24 protein-coding genes are annotated in these 25,941 nt (G+C 63.8%); 19 read left to right on the top strand and 5 right to left on the bottom strand.

Annotated elements, in window-relative coordinates; genetic code table 11:
* Positions 1-3: 3 nt before the first annotated feature.
* The 9 genes from OJJ21_RS12010 to OJJ21_RS11970 all read left to right on the top strand — a co-directional run bounded on the left by OJJ21_RS12010 (position 4) and on the right by OJJ21_RS11970 (position 9,741).
* On the top strand, positions 4-1,623 hold the full coding sequence (locus tag OJJ21_RS12010; RefSeq protein ID WP_297686510.1) for a carboxyl transferase domain-containing protein: 1,620 nt from the start codon (positions 4-6) through the stop codon (positions 1,621-1,623).
* Between the two features lie 133 nt (positions 1,624-1,756).
* Positions 1,757-2,914 carry an acyl-CoA dehydrogenase family protein gene (locus OJJ21_RS12005; protein WP_297686508.1) on the top strand — a complete coding sequence of 386 codons (1,158 nt, stop codon included), beginning with the start codon at positions 1,757-1,759 and terminating at the stop codon, positions 2,912-2,914.
* Positions 2,915-3,074: 160 nt separating this feature from the next.
* Positions 3,075-5,033, top strand: coding sequence for an acetyl-CoA carboxylase biotin carboxylase subunit (locus OJJ21_RS12000; RefSeq protein ID WP_297686506.1), 1,959 nt, complete (start codon positions 3,075-3,077; stop codon positions 5,031-5,033).
* Positions 5,034-5,040: 7 nt separating this feature from the next.
* Entirely contained in the window at positions 5,041-5,589 is a 549-nt protein-coding gene (locus OJJ21_RS11995) for a GNAT family N-acetyltransferase (RefSeq protein ID WP_297686504.1), read from the top strand.
* Between the two features lie 2 nt (positions 5,590-5,591).
* A complete protein-coding gene (locus OJJ21_RS11990) occupies positions 5,592-6,734 on the top strand; it encodes an acyl-CoA dehydrogenase family protein (protein ID WP_297686502.1) in 1,143 nt (380 codons plus the stop codon).
* A gap of 2 nt (positions 6,735-6,736) precedes the next feature.
* Positions 6,737-7,204 (top strand): hypothetical protein, encoded by a 468-nt coding sequence (locus OJJ21_RS11985; protein WP_297686500.1) that lies wholly within the window; start codon positions 6,737-6,739, stop codon positions 7,202-7,204.
* A gap of 88 nt (positions 7,205-7,292) precedes the next feature.
* Positions 7,293-7,622, top strand: coding sequence for a DHCW motif cupin fold protein (locus tag OJJ21_RS11980; protein WP_297686498.1), 330 nt, complete (start codon positions 7,293-7,295; stop codon positions 7,620-7,622).
* A gap of 43 nt (positions 7,623-7,665) precedes the next feature.
* Positions 7,666-8,892 (top strand): MFS transporter, encoded by a 1,227-nt coding sequence (locus OJJ21_RS11975; RefSeq protein ID WP_297686496.1) that lies wholly within the window; start codon positions 7,666-7,668, stop codon positions 8,890-8,892.
* Positions 8,893-9,060: 168 nt separating this feature from the next.
* Positions 9,061-9,741, top strand: coding sequence for a phosphatase PAP2 family protein (locus tag OJJ21_RS11970; RefSeq protein ID WP_297686494.1), 681 nt, complete (start codon positions 9,061-9,063; stop codon positions 9,739-9,741).
* A gap of 2 nt (positions 9,742-9,743) precedes the next feature.
* Here OJJ21_RS11970 and OJJ21_RS11965 read toward each other — a convergent pair whose 3' ends face one another.
* From OJJ21_RS11965 to OJJ21_RS11955, 3 genes are all read right to left on the bottom strand, one after another.
* Positions 9,744-11,471 carry a Na/Pi cotransporter family protein gene (locus OJJ21_RS11965; protein ID WP_297686492.1) on the bottom strand — a complete coding sequence of 576 codons (1,728 nt, stop codon included), beginning with the start codon at positions 11,469-11,471 and terminating at the stop codon, positions 9,744-9,746.
* Positions 11,472-11,975: 504 nt separating this feature from the next.
* Entirely contained in the window at positions 11,976-12,773 is a 798-nt protein-coding gene (locus tag OJJ21_RS11960; protein WP_297686491.1) for a GntR family transcriptional regulator, read from the bottom strand.
* The gene (locus OJJ21_RS11955; RefSeq protein WP_297686489.1) at positions 12,760-14,049 is read right to left on the bottom strand and encodes a Zn-dependent hydrolase; all 1,290 of its coding nucleotides are present in this window, start codon (positions 14,047-14,049) and stop codon (positions 12,760-12,762) included. Before OJJ21_RS11955 ends, OJJ21_RS11960 begins: the two co-directional genes overlap by 14 nt.
* Positions 14,050-14,372: 323 nt before the next feature.
* Between OJJ21_RS11955 and OJJ21_RS11950 the strand changes: the two genes are divergently transcribed.
* The 10 genes from OJJ21_RS11950 to OJJ21_RS11905 are packed head-to-tail and all read left to right on the top strand — an operon-like array spanning position 14,373 to position 24,336.
* Positions 14,373-15,464: a ring-opening amidohydrolase gene (locus OJJ21_RS11950; protein WP_297686487.1), complete on the top strand. Its 1,092-nt coding sequence runs from the start codon at positions 14,373-14,375 to the stop codon at positions 15,462-15,464.
* Complete coding sequence (locus tag OJJ21_RS11945) at positions 15,457-16,353, top strand: phytanoyl-CoA dioxygenase family protein (RefSeq protein WP_297686485.1); 897 nt, start codon at positions 15,457-15,459, stop codon at positions 16,351-16,353. The genes OJJ21_RS11950 and OJJ21_RS11945 overlap by 8 nt, the downstream gene beginning before the upstream one ends.
* A gap of 55 nt (positions 16,354-16,408) precedes the next feature.
* Positions 16,409-17,290 (top strand): polysaccharide deacetylase family protein, encoded by an 882-nt coding sequence (locus tag OJJ21_RS11940; protein ID WP_297686483.1) that lies wholly within the window; start codon positions 16,409-16,411, stop codon positions 17,288-17,290.
* A complete protein-coding gene (locus tag OJJ21_RS11935; protein ID WP_297686481.1) occupies positions 17,287-18,297 on the top strand; it encodes a 2-oxoglutarate and iron-dependent oxygenase domain-containing protein in 1,011 nt (336 codons plus the stop codon). Before OJJ21_RS11940 ends, OJJ21_RS11935 begins: the two co-directional genes overlap by 4 nt.
* A 30-nt stretch (positions 18,298-18,327) precedes the next feature.
* Positions 18,328-19,863 carry an amidohydrolase family protein gene (locus OJJ21_RS11930; protein ID WP_297686479.1) on the top strand — a complete coding sequence of 512 codons (1,536 nt, stop codon included), beginning with the start codon at positions 18,328-18,330 and terminating at the stop codon, positions 19,861-19,863.
* Positions 19,860-20,969 (top strand): ABC transporter ATP-binding protein, encoded by a 1,110-nt coding sequence (locus tag OJJ21_RS11925; protein ID WP_297686477.1) that lies wholly within the window; start codon positions 19,860-19,862, stop codon positions 20,967-20,969. The genes OJJ21_RS11930 and OJJ21_RS11925 overlap by 4 nt, the downstream gene beginning before the upstream one ends.
* Before the next feature lie 27 nt (positions 20,970-20,996).
* Positions 20,997-22,037: an extracellular solute-binding protein gene (locus tag OJJ21_RS11920; RefSeq protein ID WP_297686475.1), complete on the top strand. Its 1,041-nt coding sequence runs from the start codon at positions 20,997-20,999 to the stop codon at positions 22,035-22,037.
* Positions 22,038-22,039: 2 nt separating this feature from the next.
* Positions 22,040-22,888, top strand: a complete 849-nt coding sequence (locus tag OJJ21_RS11915; RefSeq protein ID WP_297686473.1) for an ABC transporter permease — start codon at positions 22,040-22,042, stop codon at positions 22,886-22,888.
* Positions 22,881-23,681, top strand: coding sequence for an ABC transporter permease (locus tag OJJ21_RS11910; protein ID WP_297686471.1), 801 nt, complete (start codon positions 22,881-22,883; stop codon positions 23,679-23,681). The genes OJJ21_RS11915 and OJJ21_RS11910 overlap by 8 nt, the downstream gene beginning before the upstream one ends.
* A complete protein-coding gene (locus tag OJJ21_RS11905) occupies positions 23,668-24,336 on the top strand; it encodes an aspartate/glutamate racemase family protein (protein ID WP_297686469.1) in 669 nt (222 codons plus the stop codon). Before OJJ21_RS11910 ends, OJJ21_RS11905 begins: the two co-directional genes overlap by 14 nt.
* A gap of 101 nt (positions 24,337-24,437) precedes the next feature.
* Here the strand turns inward: OJJ21_RS11905 and OJJ21_RS11900 are convergent, their stop codons facing one another.
* Both OJJ21_RS11900 and OJJ21_RS11895 read right to left on the bottom strand, forming a co-directional pair.
* Positions 24,438-25,286: a CoA ester lyase gene (locus OJJ21_RS11900; RefSeq protein WP_297686467.1), complete on the bottom strand. Its 849-nt coding sequence runs from the start codon at positions 25,284-25,286 to the stop codon at positions 24,438-24,440.
* Between the two features lies 1 nt (position 25,287).
* Entirely contained in the window at positions 25,288-25,917 is a 630-nt protein-coding gene (locus tag OJJ21_RS11895; protein ID WP_297686722.1) for a TetR/AcrR family transcriptional regulator, read from the bottom strand.
* Positions 25,918-25,941 lie beyond the last annotated feature (24 nt).

Genomic DNA, 25,941 nt, shown 5'->3' with positions numbered 1-25,941 from the left:
CGCATGGCTGTCTGGCGTTCGCAGATCGAGACCGGCTCCGACACCTACCGGCAGAACCGCGCCGATATGCTGGCGCTGGTGGAAGGCTTCCGTGCGCTGGAGCAGCGCGTGCGCGACACCTCGAATGCGCGCCGCCCGGTATTCGAGAAGCGCGGCCAGATCACGCCGCGCGACCGCATCGCCCATCTGCTGGATCGCGGCGCGGCGTTTCTGGAAATCTCGACGCTCTGCGGTTACCAGATGCACGATGACGACGGTGCCGAGAATATCATGGGCGGCGGTTTCATCGCCGGTATTGGCAGCATTGCCGGTATCCGCTGCCTGATCACGGCGTCTGACAGCGGCATCAAGGGCGGCACCATCGCGCCGATGGGTCTGCGCAAGTCTCTCCGCGCGCAGGAGATTGCCTTCCGCAACAAGCTGCCGGTGGTCAACCTGGTCGAATCCGGCGGCGCCAATCTGAACTATCAGGCTGAGATTTTCGTCGATGGCGGACGCGGCTTCGCCAACCAGGCGCGGCTCTCGGCGGCGGGCATTCCGCAGATCACCGTGGTGCATGGCTCCAGCACGGCGGGTGGCGCCTATATCCCGGGCATGAGCGATTATGTGGTGGTGGTGAAGGGCCGTGCGAAAATCTTCCTCGCCGGGCCGCCGCTGCTGAAATCCGCCACCGGCGAGATCGCCACCGACGAGGAGCTTGGCGGCGCCGAGATGCACACGACCGTGTCCGGCGTGGCCGAATTCATGGCCGAGGACGACGCTGACGGGTTGCGCATCGCACGCGAGATCATGACGCGTCTGCCGTGGAACGAGCGCGGGCCGCAGCTACAGAAGAAGTCGTGGACGGCGCCGGAATACGACATCGACGAACTCTGCGGCATCGTGCCGGTGGATTACCGCAAGCCTTATGACGTGCGCGAGGTGATGGCGCGGCTGGCGGATGCCAGCGACCTGACCGATTTCAAGCCGACGTATGGCAGCCACACCGTCTGCATGCAGGCCGGCATTGAGGGCGAGGCGGTCGGCCTGATCGGCAATAACGGGCCGATCGATACCGAAGGTGCGGTGAAAGCCGCGCAGTTCATCCAGCTCTGCGACCAGGCCGACATGCCGCTGGTCTTCCTGCAGAACACCACCGGTTACATGGTGGGCAAGGAGGCCGAGCGCGGCGGTATCGTCAAGCACGGCTCTAAGATGATCCAGGCAGTGACCAATGCGCGCGTGCCGAAACTGACCCTGCATATCGGTGCCAGCTTCGGCGCCGGCAATTACGGCATGTGCGGCCGTGCCTATGATCCGCGCTTCATTTTCGCCTGGCCCAACAACCGCATCGCCGTGATGGGTCCGGACCAGGCCGCCGGCGTGCTGGCCATCGTGGCGGAAGAGAAATTCCGTCGCGCCGGTGCCGAGCCGGACATGGCCGCACTCGACAAGATGAAAGCCAAGGTGGTGGCGAAGATGGAGGCGGAGAGCACGGCTTATTTCGCCACCGCGCGGCTGTGGGATGACGGGCTGATCGATCCGCGCGACAGCCGCCGCGTGCTCGCACTGTGTCTGTCGGTCTGCCGCGAGGCGGATGCCCGCGTGACCAAGGAGAATGCGTTCGGCATTGCGAGGATGTAGGCGTTTTAACCGTCATGCTCGGACTTGTTCCGAGCATCCATCTGTCGATTCCGTCGCACGGATGGTTGGGATGGACCCTCGGGACAAGCCCGAGGGTGACGGTCTTCGGAACGAATAAAGGGAGGATCATAAAATGGAATTCACCCAGGAACATGACGGCCTGCGCCGCAACCTGATCAAGTTCATCGACGCGGAAATCAATCCGCATGTCGATGACTGGGAACGCGATGGCATCTTCCCGGCCCACGACCTGTTCAAGAAGATGGGCACGCTCGGTTTCCTCGGCATCAACAAGCCGGTGGAATACGGCGGCCTCGGCCTCGATTACTCCTACCAGATGGTAATGATCGAGGCGCTCGGCCATATCAATTGCGGCGGCGTGCCGATGGCGCTCGGCGTGCAGACCGATATGGGCACGCCGGCGCTGTCGCGGTTCGGCTCGGATGAACTGCGGAAAGAGTTTCTCGCGCCCGCCATTGCCGGCGACCAGGTGGTCTGCCTCGGCGTGTCGGAAGTCGGCGCCGGCTCGGATGTGGCCGGCATCAAGACCACGGCGAAGAAGGACGGCGGCGACTACGTCATCAACGGCGGCAAGATGTGGACCACCAACGGCACCCAGGCCGACTGGATGTGCCTGCTGGCCAATACCGGCGACGGGCCGGTGCACCAGAACAAATCGCTGTTCTGCCTGCCGATGAAAACCCGAGGCGTGCAGATCGCCCGCAAGCTCGACAAGATGGGCATGCGCAGTTCGGATACCGCGCAGGTCTATATCGACGACGCGCGCATTCCGCAGCGCTACCTGATCGGCCAGGAAGGTCACGGTTTCGTCTACCAGATGCAGCAGTTCCAGGAGGAACGGCTGTGGTGCGCCTTTTCGTCACTCATGGCCTTCGACCGCCATATCGACGAAACGATCGACTACACCCGCCAGCGCAAGGCCTTCGGGCAATCCATCCTCGACAACCAGGTGGTGCATTTCCGCCTTGCCGAGCTGCGCACCGAAGTCGAGCTGCTGCGCTCGATCAGCTATCGCGCGGCAGATCTCATGCTCAAAGGCGAAGACGTCACCATGCTGGCTTCGATGGCCAAGCTGAAAGCCGGCCGGCTGGCCCGCGAGATCACCGATGCCTGCCTGCAGTATTTCGGCGGCATGGGTTTCATGAACGAGACACCGATCAGCCGCGCCTATCGCGACAGCCGCCTCGCCTCCATCGGCGGCGGTGCCGACGAGGTGATGCTCGGCATCATCTCGAAATACATGGGCACCCTGCCGGGCAAGCGGAAATAGGCATCGAGAGGATGGATAGACCGTTTCACATAAACCGTCATCCTCGGCCTTGTGCCGAGGATCCATCTGCCCAAGCAGGTCTATTGGCCGATGCGCGGATAGTTGGGATGGACCCTCGGGACAAGCCCGAGGGTGACGGTCTTTGGTTGGGTGAAGTATAGTGAAACCCTTCACCACCATCCTGATCGCCAATCGCGGCGAGATCGCCTGCCGGGTGATCCGCTCGGCGCGCGCGCTCGGCTATCGCACCGTGGCGGTGTATTCCGAGGCCGATGCCGGCGCCTTGCACACGCAGCTGGCTGACCGTGCGATCTGCATCGGCCCTTCTGATTCGAAGCAGAGCTACCTCAGCATCGATGCGGTCATCGCAGCCGCGAAAATCGTCGGCGCCGATGCGGTGCATCCGGGCTATGGCTTCCTGTCGGAGAATGCGGACTTTGCCACGGCCTGCGCCGGGGCCGGGCTGGTCTTCATCGGCCCGCCGGCCGCTGCGATTGCCGCCATGGGCAACAAGGCGGCCGCCAAGCAGCGCATGATCGCCGCCAACGTACCCTGCGTGCCTGGCTACCAGGGTCCTGACCAGTCGGATGCCGCGCTGGCGAAACAGGCGGAAAAGATCGGCCTGCCGGTGATGGTGAAGGCGGCGGCGGGTGGTGGCGGGCGTGGCATGCGGCTGGTGCGCGACACAGCCGATCTGAATGATGCGATTCGCACGGCGCGCGCCGAGGCGGAGAATGCCTTCGGCTCCGGCGAACTGATCCTGGAAAAGGCGATCACCGCCGGCCGTCATGTCGAGATTCAAATCTTTGCCGATCATGCCGGCCACACGATCCATCTGGGCGAGCGCGACTGCAGCGTGCAGCGCCGGCACCAGAAGGTGATCGAGGAGGCGCCGTCGCCGGCCGTGGATGAAGACCTGCGGGCGAAGATGGGCGCGGCCGCCGTCGCGGCGGCGAAGGCGATCGGCTATGTCGGCGCCGGCACGGTGGAATTCCTGCTCGATGCCGACGGCCGTTTCTATTTCCTCGAGATGAATACCCGCCTGCAGGTCGAGCATCCGGTGACCGAAGCCATCACCGGGCTGGACCTGGTGGCGCTGCAGATTCGCGTCGCCGCCGGCGAGCGCCTGCCGCTGGTGCAGGACGATGTGCAGTTCGACGGCCATGCCATCGAGGTACGGCTCTATGCCGAGGCGCCGCACAACAACTTCCTGCCGCAATCGGGCCGGCTGGCGCTGTGGCAGCCGCCGGACGGTCTGCGTGTCGATCATGGCCTGCATTCCCGCGACCAGGCAGTGACGCCCCATTACGACCCGATGATCGCCAAGATCGTTGCCCATGGCGCGACGCGTGAAGACGCCCGCCGCAAGCTGGTTGCCGGGCTGGAAACCACCGTGGCGCTGGGTATCGAGACCAATCGCGGTTTCCTGATCGATCTTCTGTCTCATGAAGACTTTGCGGCCGGTCAAGCGACCACGGCTTTCATCCCGCAGCATTTCGCGCAGGTGGCCGCGCCGGCGGCCGATCCGCTGCTGCAGGGCATCGCCGCGCTGCTGTGGTTCGAACAGGGTGCCGCGCGGTTCGGTCACGATCCGGCGCGCAGCTGGTATTCCGGCGGCAGCTTCAACTGGCCCGTCAGGCTTGGCATCGGCGGCACAGCCGTAAAACACACGGTCGCAGTGGCCGGGGTGGATCGCTATCGCATCGGTGATGGCGAGTATGTCGTGACCATGCGGTGCGAAAACCATCTGCGGGTTGCCGCTGGCGGCATCGCGCGGGATGTGGTTTATGCCTTTGCTGGCGATGACCTGCATCTGGCCTGCGGCGCGCGCGATCTTAGCTGCCGCGACCTGACCTGGGCGCCGCCGGCGGAAGCCGAGGGCGCCGCCGAACGCGAGTTGCGCGCACCAATGAACGGCAGGATCGTCGCCGTGCTGGCCGCCGTCGGCGATCAGGTCAGGAAAGGTCAGCGCCTGGTGATCATGGAAGCGATGAAGATGCAGCATGAAATGGTGGCGCGGGCGGATGCCACCGTGGATGCCCTGCCGGTCAGGGTGGGCGACCAGGTGGCGACGCGCCAGCTGCTGGCCACGCTGACGCCGGCCGCTGCGGCCGAGTGAGTGTGCGATGAGTGACAAACCGGCAGCCAGCCTGCGCCCGATCACCGAAGCCGATGCCGAGGGCTATCGCGCCTGCCTGAATCGCGTGGCGGCCGAGCGGCGCTATCTCGCCTTCACCGAGGCGCCGGCACTGCCGGAGGTGAAATTCTATCTCAAGGCCATGCTGCAGCGCGGCCTGCCGTTTATCGTTGCGGTCGATCCGCAGGGGCAGGTCGTCGGCTGGTGCAACATCCATGTGCAGCCGCAGACGCCGCATCGCAACGGCTTTGCCCATGTCGGCACCGTCGGCATGGGGCTCGATGCCGCCTGGCGTGGCCAGGGCCTGGGGCGGCTCATGCTGCAGACGGTGTTCGACACGGCGGGCCGTGTCGGTATCGAGCGGGTCGAGCTGCAGGTCTATGCCAGCAATGAATCCGCCGTGAAGCTCTATCGCAAATTCGGCTTTGTCACCGAAGGTGTGAAAAGCCGCGCCCGCAAGCTGGATGGCGAATACGACGACATCATCATGATGGCGCGGCTGCGGCCCCCAAAAACCGAACCGCAGAGCGGGAGCTGAGCATGCTCGGCGCCTCACCGTATTACACGCCGGATCACGAGGCCTTCCGCGAGCAGCTGCGCCGTTTCGTGGCGAAAGAGATCGCGCCCTTTGCCGACCGGTGGGACGAGGCCGGCGAGTTTCCCCGCGAGCTGTACAGGAAGGCGGCCGGCATCGGCCTGCTGCAGCTGAATTTTCCAGAGGAATTCGGCGGCGTGCCGGCAGACCATTTCTACGGCATCATTGTCGGCCAGGAACTGGCGCGCGGTGGCTCGGGCGGTGTTGCCGCCTCGCTGATGAGCCACACCATCGGCTGCCCGCCGATCGCCAGGCTGGGATCGGAGCATCTGAAGCGCAAGGTGCTGCCCGGCGTGCTGAGCGGCGAGAAGATCGCGGCGCTGGCGATCACCGAACCCGGTGGCGGCTCCGATGTCGCCAACCTGAAGACCACGGCGAAGCGTGACGGCAACGACTACATCCTGCGCGGCGAGAAGACCTTCATCACCTCGGGCATGCGCGCCGATTACTACACGGTGGCGGTGCGTACCGGCGGGCCGGGCATGGCTGGCGTTTCGCTGCTGCTGGTCGAGCGCGACACGCCGGGCTTCACCCGCACGCCGCTGAAAAAGATGGGCTGGTGGGCCTCCGATACCGCGACGCTGCATTTCGACGACTGCCGCGTGCCGGCCGAGAACCTGATCGGCGAGGAGAATGCCGGCTTCCGCGGCATCATGCTGAATTTCAACGACGAGCGGCTCGGGCTGGCCGCCTCGGCCATCGGCTTCGCCCAGGTGGCCTACGAGGATGCGCTGGACTATGCCAAACAGCGCGAGACTTTCGGCAAACCGCTGATCCGCCACCAGGTGATCCGCCACAAGCTGGTCGACATGGCACAGCGCATCGAGGCGAGCCAGGCGTTTCTGGAGCGCATAGCATGGTCATTGGACAACGGCGAAAGCCCGATTGCCGCGCTCTGCCTGCTGAAGAACCAGGCGACGCAGACCATGGCGTTTTGCGCCTCCGAGGCCGTGCAGATTTTCGGCGGCGCCGGCTTCATGCGGGGGCTAAGGGTCGAGCGCATCTATCGCGAGGTCAAGGTCAATGCCATCGGTGGCGGCGCCGAGGAAATCATGAAGGATCTCGCCAGCCGCCAGCTCGGCTGGTAGCGATGGACGATCTGCTGCTTGCCCGCCTGCTGCATGTGCTGTCGATTGTCGTGTGGTTCGGCGGTATCGCCTTCGTGACCTTCGTGGTGCTGCCGCAGGCACGCCGCCTGCCGGCCGGGGCGCGGCTGGCGCTGTTTGAAAGCCTGGAGAAACCGTTCGGCGAGATCGCGCGCTGGGCCGTGGTCATCGCCGGGGCCAGCGGCTTCTGGCTGCTGTGGCGACTTGATCTGTGGCATCGCTTCACCATGCAGTCTCTTGCGACCTACTGGTGGATGCAGGCGATGGCGGTGCTGTGGCTGCTGTTTGTTTTCGTGCTCTTTGTCCTCGAACCGCTGTGGCTGCATCGTGCCTTCCGGCGCTGGGCCGCGCGCGATTCTGATGCGAGCTTTGCCTGGGCCTGGCGGCTGCACCTGATCCTGCTGCTGGTCGGTGCCATCACTATCGGCGGTGCGGTTTTCGGGGCGCATTAAGCAGCCACATTGTCGCCTGACAATTCCGCGCTGGATTTGCGTGGAATCCGGGCCTAGAAGCGGATGGATTTCAGGAGCCCGTATCGCCATGCAGATGAGCAACATTCCCTTCGGCACCACCGACTGGTCGACAATCGAGCCGACCCATCACAAGGGCGAGACCGGCAGCGCCACCTGGCGCACGCAGACCTTTGGCGGCATCCGGGTGCGCCGCGTCGATTACACGCCGGGTTACCTGGCCGACCACTGGTGCGTAAAGGGTCATATCCTGTTCGTGCTGGACGGCGAGCTGGTCACCGAACTCGAAGATGGCCGCGAATTCGTCATGAAAGCCGGGCAATCGTATCAAGTGGCCGACAATGCCGAGCCGCATCGCTCGCGTACCGCGACCGGTGCCAGCCTGTTCATTGTCGACTAAACTGTAAAAACAAGAAAAGACCCGCCACCCCGGAGGACTGCCCGTGACCGAGAGCCGTGTCGATTCCGGATATGCCTGGATCAGGCTGGTGGCCGCCATGGTGATCGGCACCATCGGCGGCGTCGGCATGTGGTCGCCGGTGGTCGTCGTGCCGGCGGTGCAGGCCGAATTCGGCATCGCCCGTGCCGAGGCCGCGCTGCCGTATACGCTGACCATGATCGGCTTCGTCTTCGGTACCGTGCTGATGGGCCGGCTGGCCGACAAGCGCGGCATCATGACGCCGCTGCTGATCGCCACAGTGGTCATGTCGATCGGCTACGCAGTCGCCGCCTATTCGCCGACCTTCTGGATCTTCGCCATCGTCTCCGGCGTCGCCATCGGCATGCTGGGCAGCGCGGCGCTGTTCGCGCCTTTGCTGGCCGATACCTCGCTGTGGTTCGAGAAGCGGCGCGGCCTGGCGATCGCGCTCTGCGCCTCCGGCAACTATGTCGCCGGCACGCTCTGGCCGCCGGTGCTGGAGCATTTCATCGCCGAGATCGGCTGGCGCCAGACGCATCTCTACACGGGCCTGTTCTGCCTGATCACCATGCTGCCGCTGGCGCTGATCCTGCGGCCGAAACCGCCGCTGCTGAAACCCGCCACCGAGGCGGCCGCTGCCGCCGGCTTTGTGCGACCGCTCGGCCTGCATCCGAATGTCATCCAGGCCTGTATCGTCATCATGGGGCTGGGCTGCTGCGTCGCCATGTCGATGCCCCAGGTGCATATCGTCGCCTATTGCGTCGATCTCGGCTACGGCCCGGCGCGCGGTGCCGAAATGCTGTCGCTGATGCTCGGCTTCGGCATCATCAGCCGGCTGGCCTCGGGCTACATTCTCGACCGCATCGGCGGGCTGAAGACGCTGCTGCTCGGGTCGACCCTGCAGATGCTGGCGCTGGCGCTCTACCTGCCGTTCGACGGACTGATGTCGCTTTATGTCATTTCGGCGATTTTCGGCCTGGTGCAGGGCGGCATCGTGCCGAGCTATGCCTTCATCGTGCGCGAGCTGTTTCCGGCAAACCAGGCGGGTTTCCGTGTCAGCCTGGCGATTTCGTCCACGCTGGCCGGCATGGCGCTCGGCGGCTGGATGTCGGGCAAGATCTACGATCTCACCGGCTCCTATCAGGCCGCCCTGCTGAACGGCATTGCCTTCAACCTGGTCAATGTGCTGATCGCGCTGTGGCTGCTGACGCGGCAGAGCGGGCAGCGCCGGACGGCGGTCAGCGCGGCCTGACCGGCGCCGTCTCAGCTGCAGTTGCCTTGTCACAGGCCTGCCACAGAGCGCTGACATATTCCGAAACACGATGTTACGCGGATGACATCGGCCACCTGCTCCCAATCTGCTAGAGGGGGGGGCACGGGCCAATGCCCTGCCTGCGCATTGAGCCGGAAGGAATGCAGCGTGACGAAACGAAGCCTTGCAGCGGCGGCTGCAGCGCTCCTGCGCCCGTATGGCATCGAGATCGCGGTGGTCAGCGTCGTCGCGCTGCTGCTGATCCGCTATGTCGACCTGCCGCTGGCGCTGCGGCTGTCGAGCACGGGAGTCACCGATTCAGGCGCGCTGCTGGAGGCGGTCTCGCAGCTGGGCCGCGGTGAATATTACCTTGCCTTTGGCATTCCCGGCCTCCTGCTCGGCGGCTGGATGGTGCATCGGCAGCGCACCGGCCGGCATGGCTGGACACTGTTACACGCGGGGGCGCTGATCACCGGCACGCTGGCGGTCGGCCATCTGCTGGTTTTCCTGCTGAAGCAAACCGTGGCGCGGCTGCGTCCGTTGGAGCTGATGGAGGATGGCAGTCATGGCTTCGCCGATCCGTTCAGCGGCGAGCCGTTCACCTCCCTGCCGTCCTCGCATGCCTTCACGGCTTTCGCCATGGCGGCGGTGCTGTCGCGGCTGAGGCCTGAACTGCGCGCGGTCTTCTTCGGCCTGGCGCTGGTGGTGGCGGTGCAGCGCATGATGGCGCATCACCATTTCCTGTCGGATATTTTTATCAGCCTGTTCCTGGCGCTGATGGTCAGCGAGGCCGTGCAGGCCGCCTGGGCCAGGAGTGCACCGCTCCTGGCCAGACGGTTGTCCCTGTAGGTTCAGGCCAGGCTGGTGCGATCGGTCTTGCTGGTTTGGGCCATCCGCTGCGAGGAGCGGTCGGGCCGCTCGTCGGCGCGCAGCCGGGTCGCCGTCAGTTCGCCGGCCTGTTCCAGGATCGGATAGGCGACAGCCGTCAGATGGCTGTTGATGCGCTTGAGATCGCGGATCAGGTCGAGATGGATCGCGCTGGTCTCGATGCTTTCGGCGCGGCCGTCGCGGATGCGCTGGTAGTGGTTCTCCGCCGCCTGCTGCTCGGCCAGGCGCAGATCGGCCTTTTCCTGCAGCAGCTGGCGCGCCATTTTCACATCGCCCGACATGAACAGGTTGCAGGCCATCTGCAGGTTGGCGGCGACGCGATGGTGGAAGTCGGTCAGTTCGGCCAGGCCCTCCTTCGAGAAGGCCAGCTTGTTCTTGATCTTCTTCTGCGCCAGCTCCATCAGGTTCTTGTCGATGATGTCGCCGATATGCTCCAGGTTGGTGGTGAAGGTCAGCACGTCGACATAGCGGCGGCTTTCCGCTTCATCCAGGCCATGTTTGGAGAGTTCGGTGAGGTAGAGCTTGATCGCCTCGTAGAGGCCATCCACCGCATCGTCGGCCTGTTCCACCGCCTTGGCCAGTTTGGAATCGTCGCGGGTGAACACCGTCATGGTGTCGTCCAGCATGCGCGACACGGCATCGCTCAGGCGCAGGGTTTCGCGCGCGGCGGCCGCGAGCGCCACGGTCGGCGTTTCCAGCGCCGACTTGTCAAGATAGCGCGGCTTGCCGGCAGCCTCGGTTGCCGGCAGATCGGGCAGCAGGCGCCGCGCCAGCCTGTCGAGCAGTGTGACAAACGGCAGGAAGGCCAGCGCGATGGCGATGTTGAAGGCGGTATGCGCGTTCACCGCCATGCGCGCGCCATCTTCGCCGGCCCAGGCCAGCAGCTGCGGAATCTGGCTCAGGAACGGAATCGCCACCAGGGTGGCGATCACCCGGGTGATCAGGTTGGCGAGCTGGGCGCGCCGCGCCGCCGGCGGCTGACCGGAGCTGGCCACCAGCGGCGAGATCGCGGTGCCGAGATTGGCACCGACCACCAGGGCGACGGCGAGCGTCGCATCCACGGTGCCGGCCTTGGCCAGCGAGGCGGCCAGCAGCACGGTGGCGAGGCTGGCATGGCTCAGCCAGGTGAGCAGCGCGAACAGCAGCACGCCGAGCACGGGCTCGCGTTCCAGCGGATGCAGTACCACGGCGAGACCCGGCGCGTCGCGCAGAGGCGCCGAGGCGCCGATGATCATCTCCAGCGACAGCAGCATCAGGCCGATACCGATGAGAAGCCGGCCGACATGGCGCGGCAGGCCGCTTTCCGAGGCGAAGAAGCCGATCACGCCGAGAATGATGCAGAGCGGCCCGAGCCAGTGCAGGTCGAGCGAGAGATACTGCGCGGTGATCGATGTACCGATGCCGGCACCCAGCAGCACGGCGATGGCGGCGCCGCCGACGATCAGGCCGCGGCCGGCAAACGACGACACGATCATCGCCGTGGCCGTGCTCGACTGCAGCAGGGCGGTGACGCCGACGCCGGCGAGGAAGGCCTGGAAACGGTTGCGCATCGCCTGGCCGAGATAGCGCCGCAGCGGCGCGCCGAAGGCGCGTGTCATGCCGGTGCGCACCATGCGCACGCCCCAGAGCAGGAGCGCCACGCCGGCGACGAGATGGAGAAGGAGTTCGGTCGCGCCTGCACTGCTGGTCATCGCGCGGCCCCCCGGTCATGGCGCGCCAGGAAAAAGCTGGCGGGGGGCGCGGACGCGTCCGGGGTACCGTCGGGGTCGGGGTCAGGATCGCGGAAAACAGGCATTTTCTGAGGGGCTTTCAAGTTTAAAACTCAATTATGACAGATTCATTACACCCATATGACATAAAGCCCAAGGGTTTAAATGTGGCTAATGAGGGGTGTCGCGTGAGGCATTAAGTGAACACAGTGCAGCTAACACTGATCCTGTGTGCAGTTAAGATTTGAACATGACCTAGGCCTTGGGCTTGGCCACAATAAGGCGAAGCTGATCGTCAGAGTGGTTTAGAGGCCAGTTCTTGAGGCTTTTTCCTGCCTGTCGGGGACAGGGGTTGCCGGAAGGAGATCTGAGCAGGTTCAAGTTGTCCTGCTTCCCACTGAGGTACTCAGCGATCCCAACATTTTTTAAAATCTAGGTCGGAAATGGATTCGCCAATCTCGGCGACATCCTTAGGGGAGCATCCGATTAGGACTTCTTACCGTCCGATCTTCCGCCTTGCTTTTTGCCGGTAGCCAGGGATGTCCTGCCGCGGCCCACTGCCGTACACCGGAAGACATCCTCCAGGCTGGTGAAGTTGTCGACGCGATCGCGCACCGACAGCATTGTTTCAAGTCCGACCAGATGGTCCAGCATTAGCTTCGCGGCTCGAGTGGTGTCACCCTCCAGGATGGCATCAGCGATATCCTCATGCTCATGCGGGCCGGCGCAGTTATGCAGGCGTTTGGGTGCGAAGAGCGAGAAATGCAGCGATGATCGGGTCAGAAGTCCGCGCAGCATGTCGATGAGCTGGTCGTTGCCGCTCAGTTCGGCCAGCAGGAAATGGAATTCGGCCGATAGTCTGAATAACCGCCCACGGTCGTCTGTCTTGATCGCTTTCTTTTCCGATGCGACGTGCTGGTTCAGACGCTCGGTATCGATGAAAGCGCGACGTGTCGCCAGCTTTCGGGCGATGCCGACCTCCAGAATCTTCCGTGCCTCATAAATATTGTGCAGTTCCTCGATGGTTGGCGTTGGCACGAAGGTGCCGCGATTGGGAATCATGTCGAGCCAGCGTTCATGCGCCAGGCGGTGCAGCGCCTTACGCACGCGTTCGCGGCTGACGCCCAGCGCCCGTGCCAGCGTCGGCTCCTGCAGGTTGAGCCCGGCCGGCAGCTTGCCCATCAGCATGGCTTGCCGAATGGCGTTGTAGATCGCTTCATCAGTATCGACGTCGCCCTTTTTCCGTGGCTTAGTCGCAGCGCCTTTCGTTTTAGAGGGCGGCATCAATATCCTCCACGGCGGCCACCAGGAGCTTCAGGCCCTGGGCGAAATCCGCCATCTCCATCGCCTCATCGGGATTGTGGCTGCCATGCTCGTTGCGGATGAAGATCATGGCGGTCGGAATGCCCCTGTTGCCGAAGACGGCCGCATCATGACCGGCGCCGCTGGCCATCGTCATGGCTGGAATCCCCAAGGTCTTAGCCAGCTGTGTCAGCCTCTGCAAGTGGGCCGGATCGATTGGGCCCGGTAGCGCATTGGTGTAGTCACCAAGGTCCATCCGGACGCGTCGTTGCTGGCTGATCTCGTCGGCATGGATTCGCAGGCGGCGGTCGATGGCGAGCAGCACATCGTTGTCCTCGCTACGGAGATCCATGGTGAACCACAGTTCGCCCGGGATTTTGGTCATGGTATGTACGGCCGTGTCGGTATGGAACTGCCCCACCGTGCAGACCAGATCCTTGCCATCGCGTTCATGCTCCAGCCACAGAGATTCCAGGCGGTGGATGAAGTCCACGCCGGCCAGCAAGGCATCCTGACGGCTCTCGCGCGGCTCTGCCCCGGCATGGCCATAACGCCCGGCGATGTGGCAATGGCGATAGCGCAGGTTGCCGCGGATGCCGGTGACGATGCCGACTGGCAACGCGCGCTGCACCAGCACGGGTCCCTGCTCGATATGCAGTTCGAGGAAGCAGTGCACCCGATCAACGGCGATCTGTGCCTCGCCGGCACGGATGCGGTCGGGCGCGAAACCGGCCAGCACCATATGCTCGGCCAGGGTCTTTCCGGTATCCGGCCGGCGGCAGGCGTCGAGGGCCTCGGGTTCCAACAGGCCGAAAGCGGCGCGGCTCCCGATATATGGGGCGGGGAACCAGGAAAGCTCCTCGGCACGCACGCCCATCACGGTAATGTCGCGGTGCGGCTGCCGACCGGCGCGGCGCCAGCGCGCCAGCGTCGCCATACCGGCGACCACTCCGGCGGCGCCGTCGTAATTGCCGCCTTCTGGCACTGAATCAAGGTGAGAACCGGTCATGATGACCGGCAGGCTGCGGTCGCGGCCGGGCAGCGTCAGGTACAGATTGCCAGCTGCATCAATGCGCCGCTCCAGATCCAGGGTCTCTCCCAGCTGGCTCATCAGATCGTGAGCCATCTGCTCGCCCTCGCCATAGGAGGCGCGGGTGACGCCGAGCCGGCTGCGCGATCTGTCGCGCAGGCTGTCGAACAGCGTTGCCGCAAGGTCGATCTCCGCCGTGAGATCGGCGTCCAATCCGCTGGTGCTCATGTTTCTTCACTCGCGTCCTGAGGCGGCGTTTTCATACACTGGGCGTTGCAATCTCCATGCCGACCGCGGCACGCTTTTTTCTCCGTGATTTGGGAGGCTGGCGCATTCGGCGGCAGAATCTGTGTCGCAAATATGTGCACATTCACCGAATGAATGTGCACATATTGGGCTGGGCAGGTTTTGGCCGACAGATCCGCGCCGCCAGCCGCATTATCCGAATACTCCCGTAAATCAGCCACTTCCCGATATTCCGCAGTCTCGCCCGGGCTCTGGCACGGCGGTTGCAATTCGACCGGATGGAGGACTTCCTTCGGAGAGCTGTGATGCCGCGTTTGGGCGAAGTGTTCAGTTTCGGGATGACTGCGCCGTCGGATATGTCGGCGCTCATTGCCGCCATTGCCGAAGGCCGGATCGATCCGGTCGCCGTGGTCTGCATTTACGTGAAGACGGAAGGCAACGGCCAGGACAACGACTTCAGCCGCGATGTCGCCGCAATGACGTTGCAGGGCATTTTCTCCCGCTACGGCGCGGCACCAGTGCTGATCGCCTCGGGTGGCTGCGAGGGTGTGCTGTCGCCGCATTACATCGTCGTGCAGCGGCGCGACGTCCAGGATGCGCAGACTGACGATACGCGTGCGCTGGCCGTCGGTCATGCGCGCACCCGTCTGCTGGCGCCGGAAGAGATCGGCACGCTGGGGCAGGTGAGGGCAACGGCCGAAGCAGTTGAGACAGCCATGCAGGACGCTGGCATGACAGCGGCTGACGTCGCCTTCGTACAAATCAAGGCAGCTCTGCTCACCGATGCCGCCATCGCCGATGCGATGGGCCGCAAGGTGGAAGTTCGCGCCATACGGCCGCATGCCTCCAAACCGCTAACCCGGGCGGCCTGCGCCATCGGCGTGGCTGCGGCCCTCGGCGAGGTCGACATGGCCGGTCTGAACGATGCCTCGCTAGAGGACGGCCGGTTGCAGACCAGCCGCGCCATCGTGACGCCAGGTAATACCGACATGCGTTGCGATATCATCGTGTTCGGCCATGCGTCGGGCTGGATCGGGCCGCATCGCGTCGGTGCCACCGCGTTACAGGACCTGATCGACTTGAAATCGGCCACCGGTCTGCTGCGCCGGCTAGGTTTCACACCGGATCCGCAACTGGCGGTCACGGAGAGCACGCGGATTGATGGCGTGCTGTTCAAGGGCGATCCGCCGGCTGCCGAGGTCATCCGCGGCCGTCGCCACGTGATCTGGCGCGACAGCGATATCCAGCCACCGCGCCATGTGCGCGCCGCCGTCGGCGGCATGCTGTCCAGCCTGCTCGGCAATACGCGCGTCTTCTGCGCCGGCGGCGCCGAGCACCAGGGTCCTGAAGGGGGCGGCGTGCTGGTGGTTTTCTCCAGGGAGGCAAGCAATGCCTGAAGCTGCGATTGCAAAAAACACCAGCGGCTTTCGCCAGGCGTTCGAGACCAATGGCTGCCTGATCCTGCAGGATCAGCTCTCGGCCGCAACGGTTGCGCGTATGCGCGAGGCCGCCGACGCACTGATGGCTGACGGCGAGGGCCGTAGCCCGGGCGATGCCCATTTCGATTTCGAACCGGAGAAGCTGAACGGCCAGCCCGTGATCCAGCGCATCAAGCGACCGCACGAGATCAACCCCTTCTTTGCCGAACTGGCGCGGGCGCCGGAAATCCTCGATATCGTCGAAGAGCTGATCGGTCCCGATATCCGACTGCATCATTCCAAGATCAACGTGAAGATGCCATCTGTGGGCTCGCCGCTGGAATGGCACCAGGACTGGGCCTTCGTGCCGCACACCAATCCGTCCATGGCCTTCGTATCGATCGCCATCGATGCCTGCACGACGGAGAACGGCCCGCTGCATTTGCTGACCGGCACCCACCTGACGGGGCTGCGTGACCATCATCACGGCGGCTATTTTTTTGGCGCCATCGATACGGACGCGGAGAAGATCGATACGACAGCGGCGGAAACCCTGCTCGGTCCGCCGGGCGCGATGTCGATCCATCACCCGCTGGTCATCCACGGTTCCGGCCACAACACCAGTGCGGGATCGCGCCGCATCCTGTTTTTTGAATACGCCGCCGCCGACGCCTGGCCACTGTTCTATGGCGTAGACTGGGATGAGTACGAAAGCCGCATGGTGCGCGGCAAGTCCAGCCAGTGGCCGCGCCTGTCGGATACGCCGATCCGCATGCCTTATCCGCGCCAGACCAAGGGCATGATCTACGACCTGCAGCAGCAGTTCACCAAGCGCTTTTTCCGCGCCGATACTGCAAAGAACGGGTGAACCGGTGAGCGCACGCGATCTTCATGGTTATGGGTCGGAGCCGCCGGTTTTACGGTTGCCGAACGATGCTCAGCTGGCTGTCTCGCTAGTGGTAAATTTCGAGGAAGGTGCCGAGCTGGCCACCGGCGATGGCGATGCCAGCAGCGAGCGCATCTCCGAAGTGGCCAGCGTGGTGCCGGAAGGCCGCTGGGATCAGGGTACCGAGCAGATCTTCGCCTATGGCATGCGCGCCGGCATCTGGCGGGTACTGGATGCGCTGAAAGCGCATGGTCGGCCTGCCACCTTCTACATGTGCGGCCGTGCGGTCGAGCGTTCGCCCGAGATTGCGCGTCGCATCGTGGCCGCCGGCCATGAAGCGGCCTGTCACGGCTGGCGCTGGCTGCCGCATGCCCACTACGACAGCCCGGACGCCGAACGCGCCGACCTGAAGCGCTGCGTCGAAGTGATCCGGCTGGCCACGGGCGAACGGCCGGTCGGATTTTTCTGCCGCGGCAGCGAAAGCCGTTGGACGCGCGACATTCTGCGCGAACTGGGCTTCACCTACACCAGCAACGGGCTGGATGACGATCTGCCCTACTGGGATGCGACGCAGCCGGCGCGGCCGTTGCTGGTGGTGCCCTACACCTTCGACACCAATGACATGAAGTTCTTCCATCCGAACGGCTTCGTGCTTGCCGACGAGATGGTGGCCTATGTGAAGGACGCCATCGAGGTGCTGCTGGCCGAAGGCGCTGCCGGCTGTCCGAAGCTGCTCAATATCGGCTTCCATCTGCGCATCATCGGCCGTCCGGCGCGTTTCGCTGCTTTTCGCCGAATTCTGCAGTTGCTCGACAGCTACGGCGACCAGATCTGGGTGCCGCGCCGCATCGATCTGGCGACACTCTGGGCCGAACAGTTCCCCACGCAGGCGCGCCCCGTCATGGAGGAATCCGCATGAACAGGCAGAGCATTCCCACGGTGGACATCTCGGGCTTCCTGAACGGATCAGCCGCAGACAAGGCCCAGGTCGCTGCTGCCATTGCAACCGCCAACGAGAGCATCGGCTTTTTCGCCCTCACCGGTCACGGCGTTCCGGACAGCGCCTACAAATCCGCCTATGATGCAGCCTATCGTTTCTTCGATCTTTCCTTCGATGAAAAGGACTTGGTCAAGCGGCCGTCACCGGAGGCGAGCCGCGGCTACAACGCCGTCGGTCGCGAATCGCTTGCCTACAGCCTCGATGTATCGGCGCCCTTCGACCTGAAGGAAACCTTCGCCATCGGTCCGGTCGACCTGCCGGCCGATCCGGATTACGCAGGGCCGAAATCTTATCCGCATTTTGTGCCCAATATCTGGCCCGAGCGGCCCGAGGACCTGCGGACAGCCTGGATATCGTATTTCCGCACCATGCACCGGCTGGCCGACGACATCATGCGCATCTTCGCAGTGGCGCTTGATTTGCCGGAATCCTGGTTTGCCGACAAGACCGACAAATGCATCAGCCTGCTGCGGGCGCAGAACTATCCCGACCAGCCGACGCCACCGCAGCCCGGCCAATTGCGGGCCGGGGCACATTCCGACTACGGCGCGCTGACGATCCTGCGCGGGGACGATTCTCCCGGCGGCCTGCAGGTCCGCACTCGGGACGGCGACTGGATCGATGCGGCGATTCCGCCCGGCGGATTTATGATCAACATCGGCGACCTGATGGCGCAATGGACCAACGACCGCTGGGTGTCGACGCTGCATCGCGTGGTCAACCCGCCGGTCGATCGCCGTCTCGGTTCACGGCGCCTGTCGATCGCCTTCTTCCACCAGCCCAACTACGACGCGGTGATCGAATGTATCCCGGGCTGCCAGCCCGACGGCGGTGCGGCACGCTATGCGCCCATCACTTCGGGCGACCACAAGCGCATGAAATTCGCCAAGGCCAACAATGTGAAGATAGAAGCCATCGCCTCGTGATGGGAATGCCATGCCCGGAGGATTGACGCAGTGACGGTGACGGTACTTTCAGGAGCGCAGGTATTGCCGGACAGTCGCAGTGCGGCCCGGCCCGCCGACCTGGTGATCAGGGATGGCCGCATCGCTGCCATCGAACCGGCTGGCACGGCGCCGGCCACGGCCGCCGACACGTTTGTTGATGCGACGCGCCTGCTGCTGGCTCCCGGCCTGGTCAACGGCCATCTGCATTCCTGGGACCACTACCTGAAGGGCTGCTTGGAAAACCTGACCATGGAAGTGGCCATGGCATTGATCCGGCCGCGCCGTCCGGTGCAGATCACGCCGCGGCAGATGTATCTGCGCACCATGATCGGCGCCATCGAATCGTTGCGCACCGGCGCCACCACCCTGGTGGACGACCTGTCGCTGGGCCAGACCTTTTCGCGCGAGCATGTGGATGCCGCACTGCAGGCCTATTCGGATGCCGGCGTGCGCGCGCTAGTAGGCTTCAGCATGATCGACCGCGCCGTGGTCGACAGCTATCCCTATCTCGACGAATGCTTCCCGGCGGACCTGCTGGCCGAGTTGCGCGCACTGCCGCGACCGCAGGCCGACACCCTGCTGGATCTGGTGACCGATCTGGCCGACAGCCATCATCCTGCCTCGTCGCGCGTCGGCGTGCTGGTGGCACCATCGGCACCGCATCGCTGCACCGACGATTTCCTGCGGCGCTGCCGCCGGCTGGCTGACGATCTGGCCCTGCCGGTGATGACGCATTGCCAGGAAACCCGCATGCAGATCGTGACGGGTCATGAATTCTACGGCAAGTCGATGGTCGCCCATATGGCAGAGATCGGCTTCATCAAGCCAGATACCACGCTGATCCATGGCGTCTGGCTGTCGAAGCGCGACATCGCCCTGATTGCCGACCTCGGCGCCACCGTGCAGTACAATCCCTGGAGCAACGCCATCATCGGCGCCGGCATCGCGCCGGTGCGCGCCTGCCTGGATGCCGGGATCAATGTCAGCATGGGTACCGACGGTGTCGGCCTGCCATTCGGCGTCAATATGCTGAACGCTATGGGCATAGGCGCGGTGTTGCCAAATCTGGCCAGCCCGGACATGAAGCAGTGGTTGACTGCGGCGGAAATCCTTCGCGCCTCCACCGAAGGCGGCGCGGCAGCGCTCGGCATGGGCAATGAGATCGGCCGTATTGCCGTTGGCATGAAGGCTGATCTAGTCGGGTATCGGCTCGACTCCACCACCTTTACGCCACTGAACGACCCCGTGCGGCAGATCGTCTATAGTGAGCGTGGCAGCAATATCGCCCTGGCCGTGGTTGATGGCCGGATCGTCATGCGTGACGGCCGCCTGACCACGATTGATGAGACAGCGGTCCTGCGCGAGGCGCAGAGCGCCCATGCTGAACTGATCGACCAGCTGATGTCGTCGCAGGTCGATACGGCGCCGTTCAAGCACGCCATCGAGGCGGTCTATCTCAAATCCCTGAGCTGCCCGATCGCGCATGACTATTACGCGGCGATGGTGACAGGCAACAACATTGCCGCCACCGGGGGTGTGCCATGACGGTGGCGCGGGGTCACCAGCTCACTGTGTCGCGCGTCTCGCATGCCTATGCGGGCGTGCCTGCGCTGACCGAGATTTCACTCGACATTCCGCCGGGCAGCCTCACGGCGCTGCTGGGGCCATCGGGCTGCGGCAAGACCACGTTGCTGCGAGTCATTGCGGGATTCATCCGCCAGACGGCCGGATCGATCCTGGTGGATGGCGTGTCCATCGACGATATGGCAGCGGCCGAGCGAAGCATCGGCATCGTGTTCCAGAATTATGCGCTGTTTCCGCATATGAGCGTCACCCGGAATGTCGGCTACGGCTTGCGCGCCCGCGGCAAACCCACCGCTGTTGTGGCCGAGCGCACCGCCGAGATGTTGCGGCTCGTGCAGATGGAGAAATTCGGCAATCGCCTGCCTGGCGAGCTGTCGGGAGGCCAGCAGCAGCGCATCGCACTGGCGCGTGCGCTGGCGGTCGAACCCAAGATCGTGCTGCTGGATGAACCTTTCTCAGCGCTGGACAAGAGCCTGCGGCTCGACATGCAGATCGAAGTGAAGGCGCTGCTGCAGCGGACCGGTGTGACTTCGATCCTGGTGACCCATGACCAGGAAGAGGCACTGTCGATGGCCGACCAGGTCGTTGTGCTGAACCAGGGCCGTATCGAGCAGCTGGGCAGTCCGGCCGATCTGTATGACCGGCCGCGCACGCTGTTCGTCAACCAGTTTCTCGGCCATGCCAACCTGCTTCGTGCCACCCTGCGTAGCCGCGACGGCGGCAGTGTCGGCCTTGAACTCGACACCGGTGCGGCCTGCGCGGTGCCCAGCGACAAGGAGCACGCGCCGGGCAGCGCCGTCTATCTGTCGGTCCGGCCGGAAAACCTGCGCCTGACGGACGCTGACGGCGGTTTGTTCACAGCCACCGTGCGCCAGGTACTGCCACTCGGTTCCATGGATGTGATCGAGGCCGAAACCGCGACCGGCACCGTGCTCAAGTTCACCCAGCCGCATCAGCGCGGCGGCATCCGCAACACGGCAGGCGAGCTGATCCATATGGCGATCCGCGATCCGGCCGCCTGCACGATCTACTCCGCCGGCACTCAATCCACCTCCGCAGACCATTAACCAGACAGGCAAAAAAGGGGACATCACATGCAGATCGATCGCCGTACCATGCTTGGCATACTCGCCGGCAGTGCCATGGCCGGGGCCTTTCCCGCCATGGCGCAGTCGAAAGAGGTCTTCATCGCCACTTACCCCGGCAGCGTAGATGAGGGCTTCAAAGCCGTTGTTGGACCGCAGATCCGGCAGAAGTTCGGCGCCACGTCGGCCTTTTCGCCGATGCTGAACACCGACCTGATCGGCCGCATCCAGGCCTCGCGTAACAATCCGCCTTTCGATGTCGCGATCTGGGACAACGGGCCGATCATTACGGCCAAGCAAGATGGGCTGCTTGAGAAATTCCTGGAGAGCGGCAGTCCAAACTATGCCGACATGCCGGCCAATCTGCGCGACCCGGACGGTTTCGGCCCGGCAATGGCGCTGACCTCCATCGGGATTGCTTATAACCCGAAAAAGATCAAAACCCCGCCGACCTCGTGGAACGACCTATGGAACCCTGAATATAAAGGTCGCGTCGGCATTGTCGGCCCGGCTTCCACGCTGGGCACCACTTTCCTGATCGAGGTGGCCAAGCTGCGCGGCGGCTCGGAAACCAATGTCGAGCCGGGCTTTGCCGCGCTCAAGGAACTGGTGGCCAATGTCGGTGCCATTCCGCCCAATCCGGGCGCATTGACCACGGCGCTGAGCCAGGGTCAGGTCGATATCGCGCCGAACTTCTTCAACAATGTCGCCGCCCTGAAGGCACGCGGCGCCGATATCGCTTTTGCCGTGCCGTCCAGCGGCCTGCCGCTGCAGACGGTGACCGCCGCGGCGATCAAGAATTCCCGCAACCCCGAGCTGGCTCAGAAAGTGGTCGATCTGCTAATCGACCCCGTCGTACAGGCGCAGCTGGAGGCGGCGCCCTGGATCATGATGCCGGCCAATCCAAAAGTCGCCCTGACCGGCTTCAATCGCGATGTCGGCGCCACTGTTGGCGATGTATTGAAGCGTGGCATTTTCCTCGACTGGACCAAGTTTATTGCCAGCCGCCCGAGCTGGGTCGAACGGTTCAATCGGGAAATCCGGGTCTGATCATGCGGGCGGGCGGTGCAGTATCGGGATATCTCTCGGCTGCGCCGCTCGCGCTGCTTTTCACCGTCGCCTACCTGGTGCCGGTGGTCATCCTGGTCATTATCAGCCTGTCGGCATCGACCAGCGGTTTCAATTTTACTCTTGTGCATTATGTCGCGGCGCTGACCAATGGCTTCAACCTGGGGATCCTGTTCGACACCCTGGTGCTGGGCCTGCAGGTGTCTTTTGCCACCATGCTGGCGGCCTATCCGATCGGCCTGCTGTTCATGCGCTGCGGTCCGCGCGGGCGCGCCATCATCGTATTCCTGATTCTACTGCCGATGCTGACCAACACGGTGGTGCGCACCTTTGCCTGGATGATCATCCTGGGTCGCGAAGGCGTCATCAATATTTCGCTGATGAGCATCGGCTGGATCGAGGAGCCGCTGCGTATGCTCTACACCCGCACCGGCCTGATCGTGGCGCTGGTGCAGATTTTCCTGCCGCTGATGGCCTTGCCCATAAACGCCTCGCTGGCACGCATCAACGACAACCTGGTGAAGGCGGCCGAAGGCCTGGGCGCCAGCCGGTTCTATGTTTTCCGCACCGTGATCCTGCCACTGTCGCTGCCCGGCGCCATCGCCGGCTTCCTGCTCACCTTCGCCGGATCATCCACCGCTTTTGTCAGCCAGACTCTGGTCGGCGGCGGGCGCCAGATCTTCATGCCGTTGCTGATCTATCAGCAGGCGATCGGTGTTCAGAAATGGAATGCTGCGGCAGCACTCTCCATTGTCTTCGCCATCTCTATCCTGGTCATCGTGTTCGCGATGAATCGTTACTCGCGCAAGTATCTACGGGGCATGGATGCTTAAACTGCGAAACCTCAGTTACGAGACTGTCGTTGGACTTCTGGCAGCTGCATCGGTGATCCTGCTGGTCGCGCCCACACTGGTGATCCTAGTAATGTCTTTTACCGGGGATTTCCTGCTGCGGTTTCCGCCGCGCTCCTGGTCGGTGCGCTGGTATATCGAACTGTTCGAGAACTCGCCGCAGATCGCTGCTTCGGCTTGGATCAGCCTGCAGGTGGCACTGATCTCGACGCTGGCCTCCACCACGCTCGGCACTCTGGCGGCGTTGGCCGTCGCTGGGCGCAGGTCGGCCTGGGCGGTGGCGCTCGACTCGCTGTTCATGTCCCCGATGGTCTTTCCGGCCATGTCGCTTGGCCTGGCGCTACTGCTGCTGCTGTCGCTGCTGGGTATGCGGCCGGCGCTGTGGAGTCTGGCCGTCGGCCATACTGTGATCGTCACGCCCTTTGTTATCCGCATGGTTTCGGCTGCGGTGCAGCAGCTTAATCCGGTTCTGCTCGATTGTTCGGCCAGCCTGGGGGCGAGCCGGATTTTCACTTTCTTCAATGTCACGCTGCCGCTGATCCGGCCCGGCCTGCTAGGCGGCGCCGTGATCGCCTTCCTGAGCTCCATCGACCATGTGCCGGTCTCGCTGATGCTGTCGGATCCGCGGGTCGAGACCCTGCCGGTGAACCTGTGGATCCTGCTCGACTCCAACCTTGATGTACGCGTGGCCTCGGTCTCGGGCATCATCGTTGCCATCACCCTGGTGGTTATCCTGGTGCTGGATCGCCGCATGCTGGGCCATGTCCCGCGCTAAACGTCTGCTCGTGATCAATCCGAACAGTTCCGCTGCCGTCAGCCAGCGGCTGGCCGATGTTGCTGACATCGTTTTGACCGGTCGGGCTGTTGTCCAGGTGGTGACCGCTGCAGGTGGGCCGGCCTATCTGGGCGATATGGAGACCATGCGGGCCGGCGAGGCGGCCGCCATCGCAGCCGTGCGTGACCTGTGCATTGGCCAGGGCAAGGCCTTCGACGCGATAGTCATGGGGTGCTTTGCCGAGCTTGGGGTCGCGGCGGTACGGCAGATGCTGGAAATTCCGGTTTGCAGTCTGCTCGGCGCCTCATTGCTGGCGGCGGGCCGCCGTGGCCGGCGACTGGGGATCGTGACCGCCGGCACGCAATGGCGTGATCTGCTGCCGTCGATGGTGGCACCGCTTTTGCGGAATGATGAGATGGTTCTGGCCGGCATTCGCACCATCGATACGACCGGTACCATCATCGCCGAACAGCCTGATCTCGCGATCCAAGCTTTAAATCGGGCGGTTTGGGAGTGCCGGCATCATGATGGTGCCGATGTCGTCGTCATCGGTGGGGCGGGCCTTGGTGGTCTGGCGGCCAGGCTGAATGTGCCGGCAGACACTGCTGTCATCGACAGTGTCGAAGCGGGTCTCATCCAGAGTTTGGGTGATTGACGGTCTCGCTGGATCGGCATTCTTCAGACCATGAAGTGTGATGGGGCTGGGAGGCGCTTCAATAAAAACGCATCGACAAAGCTTGCAGTGGTTTCGCGAGTTCAGGATCTCGCTTCGCATTCGAGGATTTTGCGCGCCCGGATGAGATGCGGACGATCGAGCATCATACCGTTTAGGCTGGCAACACCTTCGCCGGTGGCTTCCAAAGCTGCAATCACGGCTTTCGCCCAGTCGACTTCGGCCGGTTCCGGCCGGAATGCGGCATGAATGACCGGCACCTGCGCCGGGTGGATCGCCATCTTGCCGCTGAATCCCAGTGTCTTGGCCAGACGGGCTTCCCGCATCAGTCCAGCTTCGTCGCGGAAATCGGTGAAGACCGCATCCACAGCCTCCGCACCGGCTTCGAGTGCCGCCAGCAGGGTGTGGTCGCGCGCCATTAAGAACGGGCCTAGATAGGCCCCCGCCGCATCTCGGTTGCGTTCCGCGCCCATATCCGCAGAGAGATCCTCGCCGCCCCAGGCGAAGGCGGTCAGGCGCGGATGACGCCAGTCCTCGCGCATCAGCCGGCGCAGGCCGCGGACCGTCTCCGTTCCAATCGACATGATGCCGATGCCATCACCGCCACCCAGCTTTGCGATCAGGCCCGAAAGGGTTTCAATATCGTCCGGTCCCTCGCATTTGGGTAGAACATAACAGTCAGGAGCTGCGGCAATGGTTGCGGCGACATCTTCCTCGGTCAGTCCGGTCGCCAGAGCATTCACCCGCACGAAGCGTTTCATCGGCACGGGCTCAGCCAGGAAACGCGCAGCTTCCGTGCGGGCTGCTACCTTGTTGGCGGGCGCCACGGCATCTTCGAGATCGAGGATCAGGGCATCGGCCCCGCTCTCCGCCGCACGCGTCATTTTTCGGGAACTGTCGGTGGGAACGAACAAATAGGAACGGCAGGACACGTCAGCGGCCTATGAATGACGGATTGGTCAGCAGTTTCTCGATCATGCGCGCGTAGTCGGAAATGGAATCCCGGTTGGGATTGAACCATTCGACCGAACCGTTCAGCGCTCCGATGAGCACGAAGCGAAGGTAGCGCACGGTTTCATTGGGAACGCCGGCACCGAGGAAGTCGCGGATCAGTTCCACCCATAGCTGGTCGTAACTGCGACGCACGTCGCGTAGCTGCTCGCGCACCGTCTCCGGCACGAAGGGATAGCAACGGATATGTGAGGAGACAAAGTCACTCTTCTCGAGCAGGGTTTCCAGATGAATCCTGATGGCGATGGACAGCCGTTCCGCCGGCGAGTGATCAGCCGCATCGGCGAGGCCCTTGCGCACCACGGCCTCGATCGCCTCAACGCCGATGCGCATCACCTCGGCGGCCAGCTCGTCTTTCGAGGTGAAATGGTAGTACAGGCTGCCGGCCTTCATGTTGACCTCGGCAGCCAGATCGCGCAGCGACATCTCGGAGTAACCTGCCCGCCGCATCATGCGGGCCGCCGTGGCCAGGATCTCGGCGCGCGCTGCCTCGGCCTTGACACGCTGGCGGCCGCCACCGGCAGCCCGTTCGGTTGCCCGGTCCGCGTTCATGCTCACGGCCTTCGGTCCCTTACT

Origin of the sequence: Ferrovibrio sp. (genome assembly GCF_025869515.1) — a bacterium.
Lineage (GTDB): Bacteria > Pseudomonadota > Alphaproteobacteria > Ferrovibrionales > Ferrovibrionaceae > Ferrovibrio.
Note: the sequence above shows the minus strand (reverse complement) of the source record. Positions and strands in the feature narration are given on the sequence as shown.

What these genes read in the sequence shown, in the direction of transcription:
- OJJ21_RS12010 (WP_297686510.1), top strand. Translation starts at nt 4, where the DNA reads ATGGCTGTCTGGCGTTCGCAGATCGAGACCGGCTCCGACACCTACCGG.
- OJJ21_RS12005 (WP_297686508.1), top strand. Translation starts at nt 1,757, where the DNA reads ATGGAATTCACCCAGGAACATGACGGCCTGCGCCGCAACCTGATCAAG.
- OJJ21_RS11995 (WP_297686504.1), top strand. Translation starts at nt 5,041, where the DNA reads ATGAGTGACAAACCGGCAGCCAGCCTGCGCCCGATCACCGAAGCCGAT.
- OJJ21_RS11990 (WP_297686502.1), top strand. Translation starts at nt 5,592, where the DNA reads ATGCTCGGCGCCTCACCGTATTACACGCCGGATCACGAGGCCTTCCGC.
- OJJ21_RS11985 (WP_297686500.1), top strand. Translation starts at nt 6,737, where the DNA reads ATGGACGATCTGCTGCTTGCCCGCCTGCTGCATGTGCTGTCGATTGTC.
- OJJ21_RS11980 (WP_297686498.1), top strand. Translation starts at nt 7,293, where the DNA reads ATGCAGATGAGCAACATTCCCTTCGGCACCACCGACTGGTCGACAATC.
- OJJ21_RS11965 (WP_297686492.1), bottom strand. Translation starts at nt 11,471, where the DNA reads ATGACCAGCAGTGCAGGCGCGACCGAACTCCTTCTCCATCTCGTCGCC.
- OJJ21_RS11960 (WP_297686491.1), bottom strand. Translation starts at nt 12,773, where the DNA reads ATGCCGCCCTCTAAAACGAAAGGCGCTGCGACTAAGCCACGGAAAAAG.
- OJJ21_RS11955 (WP_297686489.1), bottom strand. Translation starts at nt 14,049, where the DNA reads ATGAGCACCAGCGGATTGGACGCCGATCTCACGGCGGAGATCGACCTT.
- OJJ21_RS11950 (WP_297686487.1), top strand. Translation starts at nt 14,373, where the DNA reads ATGCCGCGTTTGGGCGAAGTGTTCAGTTTCGGGATGACTGCGCCGTCG.
- OJJ21_RS11945 (WP_297686485.1), top strand. Translation starts at nt 15,457, where the DNA reads ATGCCTGAAGCTGCGATTGCAAAAAACACCAGCGGCTTTCGCCAGGCG.
- OJJ21_RS11935 (WP_297686481.1), top strand. Translation starts at nt 17,287, where the DNA reads ATGAACAGGCAGAGCATTCCCACGGTGGACATCTCGGGCTTCCTGAAC.
- OJJ21_RS11925 (WP_297686477.1), top strand. Translation starts at nt 19,860, where the DNA reads ATGACGGTGGCGCGGGGTCACCAGCTCACTGTGTCGCGCGTCTCGCAT.
- OJJ21_RS11920 (WP_297686475.1), top strand. Translation starts at nt 20,997, where the DNA reads ATGCAGATCGATCGCCGTACCATGCTTGGCATACTCGCCGGCAGTGCC.
- OJJ21_RS11915 (WP_297686473.1), top strand. Translation starts at nt 22,040, where the DNA reads ATGCGGGCGGGCGGTGCAGTATCGGGATATCTCTCGGCTGCGCCGCTC.
- OJJ21_RS11910 (WP_297686471.1), top strand. Translation starts at nt 22,881, where the DNA reads ATGCTTAAACTGCGAAACCTCAGTTACGAGACTGTCGTTGGACTTCTG.
- OJJ21_RS11905 (WP_297686469.1), top strand. Translation starts at nt 23,668, where the DNA reads ATGTCCCGCGCTAAACGTCTGCTCGTGATCAATCCGAACAGTTCCGCT.
- OJJ21_RS11895 (WP_297686722.1), bottom strand. Translation starts at nt 25,917, where the DNA reads ATGAACGCGGACCGGGCAACCGAACGGGCTGCCGGTGGCGGCCGCCAG.